Origin of the sequence: Variovorax paradoxus (assembly GCF_030811855.1) — a bacterium.
GTDB lineage: Bacteria > Pseudomonadota > Gammaproteobacteria > Burkholderiales > Burkholderiaceae_C > Variovorax > Variovorax paradoxus_L.
Map to the genome: position 1 here is coordinate 1 of NZ_JAUSRN010000022.1, position 13,069 is coordinate 13,069.

General features: G+C 64.5%; 12 protein-coding genes. 1 reads left to right on the forward strand and 11 read right to left on the reverse strand.

Annotation, left to right across the window (positions count from 1 at the left end; all coding sequences use genetic code 11):
- Positions 1–306: 306 nt before the first annotated feature.
- From J2X92_RS27705 to glpD, 11 genes are all read right to left on the reverse strand, one after another.
- Entirely contained in the window at positions 307–1,287 is a 981-nt protein-coding gene (locus tag J2X92_RS27705) for a BtrH N-terminal domain-containing protein (protein ID WP_307580792.1), read from the reverse strand.
- On the reverse strand, positions 1,284–1,682 hold the full coding sequence (locus J2X92_RS27710) for a hypothetical protein (RefSeq protein ID WP_307580794.1): 399 nt from the start codon (positions 1,680–1,682) through the stop codon (positions 1,284–1,286). Before J2X92_RS27710 ends, J2X92_RS27705 begins: the two co-directional genes overlap by 4 nt.
- A gap of 2 nt (positions 1,683–1,684) precedes the next feature.
- Entirely contained in the window at positions 1,685–2,821 is a 1,137-nt protein-coding gene (locus J2X92_RS27715; protein ID WP_307580797.1) for a beta-ketoacyl-ACP synthase III, read from the reverse strand.
- Positions 2,811–3,743, reverse strand: coding sequence for a dialkylrecorsinol condensing enzyme (locus J2X92_RS27720; protein WP_307580799.1), 933 nt, complete (start codon positions 3,741–3,743; stop codon positions 2,811–2,813). The genes J2X92_RS27715 and J2X92_RS27720 overlap by 11 nt, the downstream gene beginning before the upstream one ends.
- Before the next feature lie 205 nt (positions 3,744–3,948).
- On the reverse strand, positions 3,949–5,679 hold the full coding sequence (locus tag J2X92_RS27725; protein WP_307580801.1) for an ABC transporter substrate-binding protein: 1,731 nt from the start codon (positions 5,677–5,679) through the stop codon (positions 3,949–3,951).
- Between the two features lie 97 nt (positions 5,680–5,776).
- Entirely contained in the window at positions 5,777–6,085 is a 309-nt protein-coding gene (locus tag J2X92_RS27730; RefSeq protein WP_307580803.1) for a DUF2160 domain-containing protein, read from the reverse strand.
- A gap of 129 nt (positions 6,086–6,214) precedes the next feature.
- Complete coding sequence (locus J2X92_RS27735) at positions 6,215–7,027, reverse strand: carbohydrate ABC transporter permease (protein ID WP_307580805.1); 813 nt, start codon at positions 7,025–7,027, stop codon at positions 6,215–6,217.
- Positions 7,028–7,099: 72 nt separating this feature from the next.
- Positions 7,100–7,990 (reverse strand): carbohydrate ABC transporter permease, encoded by an 891-nt coding sequence (locus J2X92_RS27740; protein WP_055805408.1) that lies wholly within the window; start codon positions 7,988–7,990, stop codon positions 7,100–7,102.
- A gap of 145 nt (positions 7,991–8,135) precedes the next feature.
- A complete protein-coding gene (locus J2X92_RS27745) occupies positions 8,136–9,206 on the reverse strand; it encodes an ABC transporter ATP-binding protein (RefSeq protein ID WP_307580807.1) in 1,071 nt (356 codons plus the stop codon).
- A gap of 2 nt (positions 9,207–9,208) precedes the next feature.
- On the reverse strand, positions 9,209–10,282 hold the full coding sequence (locus J2X92_RS27750) for an ABC transporter ATP-binding protein (protein WP_307580809.1): 1,074 nt from the start codon (positions 10,280–10,282) through the stop codon (positions 9,209–9,211).
- Positions 10,282–11,886, reverse strand: a complete 1,605-nt coding sequence (gene glpD, locus J2X92_RS27755; RefSeq protein WP_307580811.1) for a glycerol-3-phosphate dehydrogenase — start codon at positions 11,884–11,886, stop codon at positions 10,282–10,284. Before glpD ends, J2X92_RS27750 begins: the two co-directional genes overlap by 1 nt.
- A 189-nt stretch (positions 11,887–12,075) precedes the next feature.
- Between glpD and J2X92_RS27760 the strand changes: the two genes are divergently transcribed.
- Positions 12,076–12,843: a DeoR/GlpR family DNA-binding transcription regulator gene (locus J2X92_RS27760; RefSeq protein ID WP_307580813.1), complete on the forward strand. Its 768-nt coding sequence runs from the start codon at positions 12,076–12,078 to the stop codon at positions 12,841–12,843.
- The last annotated feature ends 226 nt before the right edge of the window (positions 12,844–13,069 follow it).

Below are 13,069 nucleotides of genomic sequence, written 5' to 3' on the forward strand. Positions count from 1 at the left end.
CCCGCCGACGGGGTACCTTTCTCCGCGAATGTCCCCCGGCCTGCGGCCTCCTCCTTTATTTCGCTGCGCAAGGCACCCCATCGACGGGATCGTTGCTCGGGGCGGTGGTTGATCGAGCGGAACAAGCGCAGCGCTTGGTGTGCACAGGGCGTCGGGTGCTCCCCGCAGCGAAATAAAGGAGGAGCCGAAGGCGGGGGACATTCGCGGAGGGGAGTACCCGGCGGCCTTTGCACGCGCCCTGAACAGGAGCGCCCCGAACAGCGCCCGTCAAAGACTGCGTGACGAACAGAAGAACAAGGCGTCATCTCAGGCAACAGCAGCCTTCAGGTCGCGAAAGAACATTTCCTCCTGCTGCGCCTGTTCGCGCAGACGCTCGGCCAGCGCCGCCGGATCGACCGGCTCGCGCCCCTTCACCATGCGCGCTGCCTTGAGCGCAAACGCGCGCCAGCCGTCGCCGATGGCGGTCAGGCGGTCGGACATCTGCAACAGCTGCGGCTTGTCGAGCAACTGCGCCGCTTCTTGCAGGAAACCTGCGTAGATGAAGCGGAAGCCAGCCCCGCCGGTACCGATTTCCTCCTGCATGCGCACCACGTGGCCGATGAAATCGACGCTGCGTGGGTCGGCCGGCGACAGCTTCTGCATGCGCTTGGCCAGCGTGCGCATGCCGCGCACGCCGACGATGGGAATAGGCGCGAGCATGTTTCGCACCGTCTTGCGAATCGCCTTCGTCACCGATGCTGCATCGACCGTCTTCTGCTCGATTGACTGCGGGTAGTACATGAGCCCCTTGGGCGCGAGCACGCCCTTGGCGAAGCGCGCACGCGACAGGTCGGCGCTGGCGCAGCGCACCGGCTCTTCGAATACCGGGTCGCTGATCAGGTAGTCGTCGCCGTCCTTGCCGTACACCAGCAGGTTGTGCGCATTGAAGTGGAAGCGCATGTTGGGAGGAAAGTACGGCAGCCAATAAACCGAAGTCTGCAGCCCCACGATCTGCCCATCGGCCAGCAGCGCGTCGAGACGCTGGGCACCGGCTTCGGGGCTGCGAAAGGTCTCGAAACGGAAGCGCGCAGCCATGGGTGTAAGCAGGCCCTTGATGATGGCCTTGGGCGGCATGCGGTACGAGATGAGCGGCAGGCCCGACAGTTTGATGAACGGCAGGTAGGCGAACGACAGCGCCGACGAGAGACCGAGCGCCATGCTCTCTGTCATGGGCGCGCCATGGTGGCGCATCAGGCTCGAGATGACGCCGCTCTCGCAGTGCGCCGCTTGTTGGTGTTCGAAGTTCACGACGGGAGGCTTTGCAAGGTGGAGACGGGCAGGCCCAGCGCCTCCGAATAGCGCGCCAGATGCTTTTGCGTCAACGCGGCGAAATGCTTCGGCTGCAGGTGGCGCCGCACGCGCCATTGCCAGAAGCCGCTGGTTTGCGAGAGCAGCGCCACGTCCATGCGGCGCTCGTACATCCAGTATTCGAGCGGCGAGGCGAGCCCCTTGACCACGCGCTCTTTGGCCGCCTGCGCTTGCTCGACGAGCACGTCGACCGCATGGCTGGTGACGATTTCTTCCGCCTCCCAGCCGCGCGAACGCGTGGTCACGACGCGGCCCTGCGCGTCGCGCGCGTACATGAGCTTGGCGTGGCCGTCGAGGGTGGCGTTGCCTTCTTGGGGAACGGAGTCAATATCCATGGCTAGACTGCTTCCATATAGATGAAGCCGCTCGAGAAGCGGCCGCTTTCGGGCACGAACATCAGCAGCTTGTGACCGGGCTTGATTCGGCCTGAGCGGAACAGCTCGTCGAGCATGATGTAGGGCGACGCCGATCCGGTGTTGCCCTTGGTCGCAAGGTTGCTGAACCAGCGCTCGCGCGGAATTGCAAAGCCCATCGCCTCGAGGCAGCGGCTCACGGGCTCGAAGAAATAGCTGGAAGACAGGTGCGGCAGGAACCAGTCGACGTCAGACGCCCTCAGGCCACGCTTCTCGACGATGGCCGCCAGCGGCTCGCCCAGCGTGGCGCGCACGATGTTCTCGTTGAGCAGGCGCACGTCCTGCTTGACGGCGAAGGTGGAGGCGCGCTGCCAGTCCTCCGGCGCGGTGCGGCCCCAGCCGTCCAGCCCTCCTTCGGCGTTCTTGTCGGCACCCGCATACATGCACACCGGCAGCTCGTGCGCGGCGGAAGACAGGTCGATCCATTCCACGCGCAGCGACAGCGGGCCGCGCGGTTCGCGCTCGAGCAGCATGGCGCCGGCGCCATCGGAGAGCATCCAGCGCAGGAAGTCTTTTTCAAAAGCGATCTCGGGCCGTTCCTCGAGCGCTTCGAGCCGGTGTTCGAGTTCGGCCTCGAACCGGGAGCCGCGCATCACGGCCGAGGCCAGTTCCGAGCCGGTAGCCACCGCACGGCGCGCATCGCCCGCGCGAACCGACAGCCACGCATGCTTGAGCGCCGTGGTGCCCGCAAGGCAGATGCCCGCGCAAGCCACCACCTCGAGCCGCGGCCAGCCGAGCTCGCCGTGCACCATCACCGCGTGGTTCGGCATGAGCTGGTCGGGGAGCGAAGTGCCGGTGACAAGGCAGTCCACGGGTCCGATGTCGTCACCCAGCGCCCGGATGGCCGAAGCGGTGAGCTGCGCATTGCTCATGGCAAGCTGGCCGGTGGTCCGGTCGATGGCGTAGTGACGCGACTGGATGCCGTTGCTGCGAAGAATCAGCCGCCGCGCGCGCGACGCCTTGCCGCCGATACGACCCAGGACGTCTTCGATGTCTTCATTGCTGACCGGGGAAAAGGGCAGAAACGCAGCGGTGCGGGTCAGGAAGACATCAGTCGTCATAGAGGGGAGAACGGTCCATGGCCGAGCCCGATGGGCGCTCGAAGTGAGCCGTCATTTTAGTCAGCCACCCCTTCAACAAAGGCCTCAGCAGTGCCTGCAGCGTCAAGCTCACCGGCACGACCGTGACAATCAGCACGAGGAGAAAGAGCACGTAGAGCAGCAGCAGCGGCTTGCGCTGCCAAGCGCCAGGCCGCCCCGCCGCCATGATCAGCTTGCCCCAGAGGAAAAAGCTGCGGGTGCCGGCTTTTTCGCTGATCAGGAGCCGTGCATCGGCCCGCACAGCGCCCAGCCCCGCGAGCAAAGGTTGCGATCCGCGCTCGAGATCTTTGTGCAGCGCCTCGCGCAGTGCACGGCCGAAGCGGCCGGCGCCCTGGATCTGTTCGGCGTCGAGGCCGGCATCGGGCATGCCCCAGAACCCGCGCTTGCGGCCCCAGATGAGCCAGGCTGGCGTGGTGAAGAAGGTGGCGAGCGTCGGGCCGGGGTCGGTTAGCACCACGTTGTCGATCAGGCGCGCGCCCACGGCATCGAGCAGGCCCTTGAGCTTCTCGTGGGCGAGCAGCCACATGTTGCGGCACGCGATGACCGTGACGACCGGCTTGCCCTCGAGCAGGCGGCTCGCCAGTGGATGCTTCAGAAAGGCAACGATCGGCTGCGAGGGCGCCAGGAACCACACCTGGTAAGGCAGGACGACAAGGTCGAAGTCTTCGTCGCCGGTGAGCGAAAGCGGCGCCAGCGGCGGCGGCTTCAGGTGGGCCGACTCCGGAAACGCATCGAAGAAGGTCAGGAACGGCCACGGGAACGGAAACTCCGCCTGCGGGCGCAGCATTTCGACGTGCACCGATATCTGCGGATCGGCCTTGAGCGGCGCAACGAACTGCTCGGCGACGCTGCCGAGCTGGCCGGTCTGCGAATAGTGAATCACCAGGACACGTTTGGGGCGCGCGGAAGGGCTGGAATTGCTTGAGGTCACTTGCTAGGGCTGAGCGGGGGCCGTCGAATGTAAGGCAAACCAGGAGACCCACGCATCTGCCATTCGTCATGGCGTCGCGCCGGCCCCACGGATGGAAGAAAAAAGGGCCGCACCCTTCGGCGCGGCCCTGATCTGCTGTTTTGAAAAAAGTGGGCGGTCAGCGCGCCTTGCCTTCCTTCCAGGCTGCGAGCATCTTGCTGTACTCGATGGTCTCGCCCTTGGGCTTTTCGTTGGCCAGCTTCTTCCAAGGCGCGTTCTTGTCGCTCAGCCACTTGTTCGGATCGCCCTTGGCATTGAGCTTGGGCGCGCAATGGGCCATGCCGGCGCGTTCGAGGCGAGCCATCACGTTGTCCATCTCCTCGGCCAGGTTGTCCATCGCCTTCTGCGGGGTCTTCTCGCCCGTCACGGCCTCGGCCACGTTCTTCCACCAGAGCTGCGCGAGCTTCGGATAGTCGGGCACGTTGGTACCGGTAGGCGTCCATGCCACGCGGGCCGGGCTGCGGTAGAACTCGACCAGGCCGCCGAGCTTGGGCGCCAGGTCGGTCATGGCCTTGCTCTGGATGTCCGACTCGCGGATCGGCGTGAGACCGACGATGGTCTTCTTCAGCGACACGCTCTTGGCCGTGACGAACTGGGCGTAGAGCCAGGCTGCGGCAGTCTTGTTGGCGTCGTGAGCACTGAAGAAGGTCCACGAGCCCACGTCCTGGTAGCCGTTCTGCATGCCCTGCTTCCAATATGGACCGTTCGGGCCGGGAGCCATGCGCCACTTGGGCGTGCCGTCTTCGTTGACCACGGGCAGGCCCTTCTTGGTCATGTCGGCCGTGAAGGCCGTGTACCAGAAGATCTGCTGCGCGATCTGGCCCTGCGCCGGCACCGGCCCGGCTTCGCCGAAGGTCATGCCTGTGGCTTCCTTGGGCGCGTACTTCTTCATCCAGTCGATGTACTTGGTGAGCGCATAGACCGCGGCCGGCGAATTGGTGGCGCCGCCGCGCGAGACAGAGGCGCCCACTGGCGTGCACTTGTCGTCGCCCACGCGAATGCCCCATTCGTCCACCGGCATGCCGTTCGGAATTCCGATGTCCGCAGTGCCTGCCATCGAGAGCCACGCATCGGTGAAGCGCCAGCCGAGCGACGGGTCCTTCTTGCCGTAGTCCATGTGGCCATAGATCGGCTTGCCGTCGATGGTCTTCACGTCGACGCTGAAGAACTCGGCGATGTCTTCGTAGGCGCTCCAGTTGAGCGGCACGCCCAGGTCGTAACCGTACTTGGCCTTGAATTTGTCCTTCAGGTCCTTGCGGTCAAACAGGTCGGCGCGGAACCAATAGAGATTGGCAAACTGCTGGTCGGGCAGCTGGTAGAGCTTCTTGTCCGGCGCCGTCGTGAAACTGGTGCCAATGAAGTCCTTGATGTCCAGACCCGGATTGGTCCATTCCTTGCCCGTCCCGGCCATGTAGTCGGTCAGGTTCATGATCTTGCCGTAGCGGTAGTGCGTACCGATCAGGTCGGAGTCGGAAATCCAGCCGTCGTAGATCGACTTGCCCGACTGCATCGAGGTCTGCAGCTTCTCGACCACGTCGCCTTCCTGGATCAGGTCGTGCTTGACCTTGATCCCGGTGATTTCCTCGAAGGCCTTGGCCAACGTCTTCGACTCGTACTCGTGCGTGGTGATGGTTTCCGACACCACCGAAATCTCCTTGACGCCCTTCGCCTGGAGCTTCTTGGCGGCATCGATGAACCACTTCAACTCTGCGGTTTGCTGCTCCTTGGTCAGGGTCGACGGCTGGAATTCGCTGTCGATCCACTTCTTGGCTTCGGCTTCGCCTGCCGAAGCGCTCTGCGCGGCGAACATCGCCGCTGCCAGTGCCAATGCCGTATAGCGCATCTTCATGAGTCTGTCTCCTCGGTTGAAAGCTTCCCCGGTTCTTTCGATCGCGGCTCCGGGGAGGCGGAGAGCCGGTCGCGTCTGAAAACGAATTCTTGTGGCGCTAGCCCTTGCGCATCACCAGCGCCAGGAGAAACATCGACAGCACGAAGCTGACCCAGATCGAGGGCTCGGCCTGCAGTCCCAGCCATTCCTGGAACTTGCCGGCCAGGCCGATGAAGACCAGGTTGAAATAGGCCGCCGAAAGCAGCCCAATGAAAAGCCGATCGCCGCGCGTCGTGGCAATGGGCAGCCAGCCGCGCCGCATCGCGGTGGGCGACTTGAACTCCCACACTGTCATGCCAACGAGCATGAGCGCGATGCAGGTGAAGAACACGGCCACAGGGGTGGTCCAGACCATCCAATCAAACATTTCTCAACTCCTTTTCTTGCTCCTTCCCCCTCTGGGGGAAGGTTGGGATGGGGGCAACGGCGCCCGATGGAAACGCCGCTTGCCCCCCCCCCTGCCCTCCCCCGGAAGGGGAGGGAGAAAAACCGTTCATCACACCCGCCCCATCGCGAATCCCTTCGCGATGTAATGCCGCACGAACCAGATCACGATCGCGCCCGGCACGATCGTGAGCACACCCGCTGCGGCCAGCGTGGCCCAGTCCATGCCCGAGGCGCTCACCGTGCGCGTCATGGTCGCCACGATCGGCTTGGCATTCACGCTGGTCAGCGTGCGGGCCAGCAGCAGCTCGACCCAGCTGAACATGAAGCAGAAGAACGCCGCCACGCCCACGCCGGCCTTGATAAGCGGCAGGAAGATCCGGACGAAGAACTTCGGAAAACTGTAGCCGTCGATGTATGCCGTCTCGTCGATCTCGCGCGGAATGCCGCTCATGAAACCTTCCAGGATCCACACCGCCAGTGGCACGTTGAACAAGAGGTGTGCCAGAGCCACCCCAAGGTGCGTGTCCATCAGGCCCACGGTGCTGTACAGCTGGAAGAACGGCAGCAAAAACACTGCGGGCGGCGTCATGCGGTTGGTCAAGAGCCAGAAGAACACGTGCTTGTCGCCCAGGAACGAATAGCGCGAAAACGCATAGGCCGCCGGCAGAGCCACGGTGAGCGAGATCACCGTGTTGATCGCCACGTAGATCAGGCTGTTGATGTAGCCCGAGTACCACGACTCGTCGGTGAAGATGCGCGCGTAGTTGGCCCAGGTGAGCTCGTGCGGGAAGAACGAGAAGCTCGAGACGATCTCCTCGTTCGTCTTGAAGCTCATGTTGACCATCCAGTAGATGGGCAACAGCGCAAACAGGATGTACAGCACCAGGAAGATGCTGCGCTTGCGGAATCGCTTTTCAGACATGTTGACCCCCTTGGCGCTGCGCGCCGTCCCCCCGAGGGGGAGCATCCGCCTTGAGGCGGCTCAGCGACGGATTCATTGTTCTTTCTCCACTTCTTGCGTGCCGACCCGCTGCATCCAGTTGTAGAGCACGAAGCAGAACAAGAGAATGATCAGAAAGTAGATCAGCGAGAACGCCGCCGCCGGTCCCAGGTCGAACTGGCCCACGGCCTTTTGCGTGAGGTACTGGCTCAGGAAGGTGGTGGCATTGCCCGGACCACCGCCCGTCAGCACGAAGGGCTCGGTGTAGATCATGAAGCTATCCATGAAGCGCAGCAGCACCGCAATCATCAGCACACCGCGCATCTTGGGCAGCTGGATGTAGCGGAACACCGCGAACTTGCTGGCGCCGTCGATGCGCGCCGCCTGGTAGTAGGCGTCAGGTATCGAGCGCAGGCCGGCAAAGCAGAGGAGCGCCACCAGCGGCGTCCAGTGCCACACGTCCATCACCAGCACGGTGAGCCAGGCGTCTGTCGCGCTGCCCGTGTAGTTGTAATCGACGCCCAATTTTTGCAGCGCGTGGCCCAGGAGGCCGATGTCGGCGCGGCCGTAGATCTGCCAGATGGTGCCGACCACGTTCCATGGAATGAGCAGAGACAGGGCCACCACCACCAGCACCGCGGACGACTTCCAGCCCTTGGCCGGCATCGACAGCGCCAGGCAGATGCCGAGCGGAATCTCGACCAGCAGAACGGATAGCGAAAAGCCCAGCTGGCGCCAGAGCGCCTGGTGCAGCTCGTCGTCACGCATCACCGAGGCAAACCATTCGGTGCCGACGAACACGCGCCGGTCTGGCGAGATGATGTCCTGCACCGAGTAGTTGACCACCGTCATCAGCGGCACGATGGCCGAGAAGGCGACGCAGATCAGCACCGGCAGCACGAGCCACCAGGCCTTCTGGTTGATGGGTTTGTTGGTAGCGTTCATGGCTTGGCTCCTTCCCCCGCTGGGGGAAGGTTGGGATGGGGGCGGGCAGAGCGCGCAATGGATGCGCCGCTTGCCCCCACCCCAGCCCTCCGCCGCAAGGGGAGGGAGAAAGACGAAGGCATCAGGTCCAATTTGGTCGGGGTGTTCATGCCACCAGCTCCTCGTCCTTGTAGTAGCAGGTGTGGGTGTCGAGCACTCGCAGCCAAACGGTGTCGCCCACCGCGGGCGGCTGGTCTTCCGAATGCAGCCGCACCTTGACCACGACGCCATCGATCTGGGCGCTCAGCATGGCGTGCGTGCCGACGTCCTGCACCTGCTTCACCACGGCGGGCACGGCACCGGCGGCGCCCGCGTTCGAGAGCCGCAGGTATTCGGGCCGGATGCCGATCTTGAGCGCGCCCTGCGGCAGCTCGCGTGTGGGCACCAGCGGCGTGCCCGCGACCTCGAGCGCGCCATTCGCGTTCTTCGCTGAAAGAAAGTTCATTCCCGGCGAGCCGATGAAGTGGCCGACGAAGGTATGCGCGGGGCGCTCGAACAGCGCCTCGGCGCTGCCCACCTGCACGGCCTTGCCGCGCGTCATCACCACCACCTCTTCGGCGAAGGTGAGCGCCTCGACCTGGTCGTGCGTCACATAGATCAGCGTGAGCTTGAGCTCGCGATGGATCTGCTTGAGCTTGCGGCGCAGCTGCCATTTCAGGTGCGGATCGATCACCGTCAGCGGCTCGTCGAACAGCACGGCCGACACATCGCTGCGCACCAGCCCGCGGCCGAGCGAGATCTTCTGCTTGGCATCTGCAGCAAGGCCCGCAGCGCGCTGATTGAGCTGGCCGCTCATGTCGAGCATTTCAGCGATCTCGCCCACGCGCTTTTTGATCTGGTCTTCGGGCACCTTTCGGTTGCGAAGCGGGAACGCGAGGTTCTCGGCCACCGTCATGGTGTCGTAGATCACCGGAAACTGGAACACCTGCGCGATGTTGCGTTCCTGCGGCGTGGCGCGGGTCATGTCGCGGCCATCGAACGTCACGGTGCCCTGCGAAGGCACCAGGAGGCCCGAGATGATGTTGAGCATGGTCGTCTTGCCACAGCCCGAGGGACCGAGCAAGGCATAGGCGCCGCCGTCGCGAAAGCTCATCTTGAGCGGCAGCAGCGCATAGTCGCTGTCCTGCGTGGGGTTGGGCCGATAGGCGTGGGCCAGATCGAGATCGATGCGTGCCATAGCTAGATTCCTTTGCGCCATGCCGGCGCGAGCGCCAGCTTTTCGCCGGCATCGAACACATAGGCTTGCGACGCGCTGAAGTACAGCGTGATCGGCGTGCCCAATTCGAAGCGGTGCACGCCGGTGAGCTGCGCCACCAGTTCGCCGACCGCCGTGTCGACGTGCACGAAGGTGTCGGAGCCCGAGATTTCGGCCAGTTCCACCTTGCCCGGCAACGCAATGTCGCCCTCTCCTGCGTCCACGTTCAATGCGCTTGCGCGCAGGCCGACCGTGACAGGGCCCGAGACGTTCTCCGGAATTGCGAGCGCCAGCGCAGGACCTCCGGCCATCTGAACGCGCCCGGCCGTCGCCGTACCCGGCAAGAGATTCATCGGCGGGTCGCTGAAGGCGCGCGCCACGCGCAGCGATTGCGGCGCATGGAACACTTCGGCGGTCGGGCCGTACTGCAGCAGCTCGCCCGCGTCCATCACGGCGGTGTAGCCGCCCAGCAGCAGCGCCTCGCCGGGTTCGGTGGTGGCGTAGATCACCGTCGAATCGCCGGTGGCGAACAGTTGCGTGAGTTCTTCGCGCAGGCCTTCCCGCAGCTTGTAGTCGAGGTTCACCAGCGGCTCGTCCAGCAGCATCAACGGCGCGTTCTTGGCCAGCGCGCGCGCCAGCGCCACGCGCTGCTGCTGCCCGCCCGACAGCTCGGCCGGCAGGCGGTCGAGGAACATGCCGATGTGCAGCTTGTCGGCCAGCGCCTTCACGCGCGCATCGATATTCTTCTCGCCGCGCAGCTTGAGCGGCGAGGCGATGTTGTCCGCCACCTTGAGCGACGGGTAGTTGATGAACTGCTGGTACACCATGGCCACGTTGCGCTCGCGCACCGGCATGCCGGTCACGTCCTTGCCATCGACCAGCACCTTCCCCGTGCTGGGCGTGTCCAGCCCCGCCATCAGGCGCATCAGGCTGGTCTTGCCGGCCTGGGTGGCGCCCAGCAGCACGGTGACCGCACCGCTCCTGGGCGCGATGCTCTGTTCATAGAGCCAGGTTTGCGCGCCGACCTTCTTGGTGACGCGCTCCAGAGTCAATTGCATCAGCGCTTCCCGTTGATCATGTAGAGGTTGTTGGTTGCACGCGCCTGCAGCCAGTCGGCCACCTGCTGGCGCTCTTCGGCCGTGTAGTGCAGTCCAAGCTTCGACCGGCGCCAGAGCACGTCGTCGGCGCTTATGGCCCATTCCTGTTCCTGCAGAAAGCGCAGTTCGCGCTCGTGAAGCCCCGGTGCCACGGCTTCGCCCATGTCGGCCATCACCTTTGCATCGCCGAGCAGTTCGGCCACGCGTGCGCCATAGGCGCGCGCCAGCCGCCGCGTCAGCCTGGCATCGAGCCATGGATAGCGGGCCTGCACCGCGGCCACGAAGCGTTCGAAATCGTCGTCGGGCCGCGTGGCGGCACCGATCCACGCCGACAGATCGCCGCCGGCCAGGAAGGCGCCGTCGGTCCATGGCGGACGCTGCGCGCTCGACTGGCCGAGCATCTTGCCGACCTCGTCGGCCGCGTCTTCGGCCAGCTTGCGGAAGGTCGTGATCTTGCCGCCCCACACCGACAACAGCGGCGCGGCTGCCGTGTTGGACTCGAGCATGTAGTCGCGCGTGACGGCGGACGGGTCGCCCGACGCATCGTCGAGCAGCGGGCGCACGCCCGAATAGGTCCAGACCACGTCGACCGGCTTGATCGGCTTCTCGAAATAGCGGCTCGCCTGCATGCAGAGATACGCAATCTCTTCCTCGGCAATGCGCGCCGCGCCGGGATCGTCGCCGTTCAGTTCGATGTCGGTGGTGCCGATCAGCGTGAACTCGTCCTGGTAGGGAATCGCGAAGATGATCCGCTTGTCGGGGTTCTGGAAGATGTAGGCATGGTCATGCTCGAACAGGCGCGGCACCACGATGTGGCTGCCCTTGACCAGCCGCAGGTGGCGGGTGGCCAGCACTTCGCCCTTGGCCGATTGCGCTACACCGCGCAGAAACGATTCGGCCCACGGCCCCGCGGCATTGACCACGGCGCGGGCGCGCACCACGCGGATGCCGCCGTCCGCGGCTTCGAGCGTGGCGGTCCAGCCGTCGGCGTCGCGCTGCGCATGAACACAGCGGGTGCGCGTGAGCACCTCGGCACCGCGCGCCCTGGCATCGATGGCGTTGAGGACCACCAGACGCGCATCGTCGACCCAGCCGTCCGAATAGACGAAGCCGCGCTTGAATTGCGGCTTGAGCGGCGCACCGGCCACATGGCTACGGAGGTCGATGCCGCGCGAGCCCGGCAGCACTTCGCGCTTGGCAAGATGGTCGTACATGAAGAGGCCGATGCGGATCATCCAGCCCGGCCGCATCGACGGGTCGTGCGGCATGACGAAGCGCAGCGGCCACATGATGTGCGGCGCACTCTTGAGCAGCACCTCGCGCTCCTGCAGCGCCTTGCGCACGAGCGAGAACTCGTAATACTCCAGGTAGCGCAGCCCGCCGTGGATGAGCTTGGTCGACGAGGAAGACGTGTGCGAGGCGAGGTCGTCCTTCTCGCACAGCACCACGCGCCAGCCTCGGCCCGCCAGGTCGCGCGCAATGCCGCAGCCATTGATGCCGCCACCGACGATCAGCACGTCGCAATCGGTGGCTGGCAGAGGCGGATTGGAGGAGAAATCGCTCACAGAAAATGGGCCCGTTGATCGTGACTTCGGTCACGGAAGGGCGCCATTGTATTTTCGCGTTTTTTCATTTGGGTTCCTTTTGACGCGATTTTCCTCCGAGTTTTCCCTTAGAAATCTTCGTTTTCTTTCGCTTTAAAGTGGCACGGCCTGTACTCTCCAAAGAGTCTTCACGTTCTTTGCGACGCCCCTGTGAACTCCAATCCGCGCCAGATCAACCTTCTCGATACCGTGCGCACGCGCGGCTCCGTCACCGTCGAGCAGCTGGCCGACATGCTGGGCGTCACGCTGCAAACAGTGCGGCGCGACGTGCAGCGGCTGGCCGACGAAGGCCTGCTGACGCGCTTTCACGGCGGCGTTCGCGTGCCGAGTTCCACCACCGAGAACATCGGCTACCAGCAGCGCGAAACGCTGAATGCCGAAGGCAAGGCGCGCATCGCGCGGCGCGTGGCCGAACTGGTGCCCAACGACTGCTCGCTGATCCTCAACATCGGCACCACCACCGAAGCCATTGCCAAGGCGCTGATGCGCCACACGGGCCTGCGCGTGATCACCAACAACCTGAACGTGGCGACCATCCTGAGCGGCAACACGTCGTGCGAAGTGATCGTGGCGGGCGGTTCGGTGCGGCCGCGCGACCGTGCGATCGTGGGCGAGGCGACGATCGATTTCATCCGCCAGTTCAAGGTCGACATCGCGCTGATCGGTGTTTCAAGCATCGAGGCCGACGGGTCATTGCGCGACTTCGATTTGCGCGAAGTGAAAGTGGCACAAACCATCATCGCGCAGGCCCGCGAGGTGTGGCTCGCGGCGGATGCGAGCAAATTCAACCGGCCGGCGATGATCCAGCTCGGCACGCTCTCGCAGATCGACCGGCTGTTCACTGATGCGGAGCCCCCGCCTCCCTTTGCCGACCTGCTGCATGCGGCGCAGGTTCGGCTTGAGATTGCGCGCGGTTGAGATGAGAGCTTTTAATTTTGCTCGCCCCGCTGGAAGGCATTCGGGGGGCGCTCCCGCCGACGGGGTACCTTTCTCCGCGAATGTCCCCCGGCCTGCGGCCTCCTCCTTTATTTCGCTGCGCAAGGCACCCCATCGACGGGATCGTTGGGCAGAGCGGTCGCTGATCGAGCGGAACAAGCGCAGCGCTTGGTGTGCACAGGGCGTCGGGTGCTCCCCGCAGCGAAAT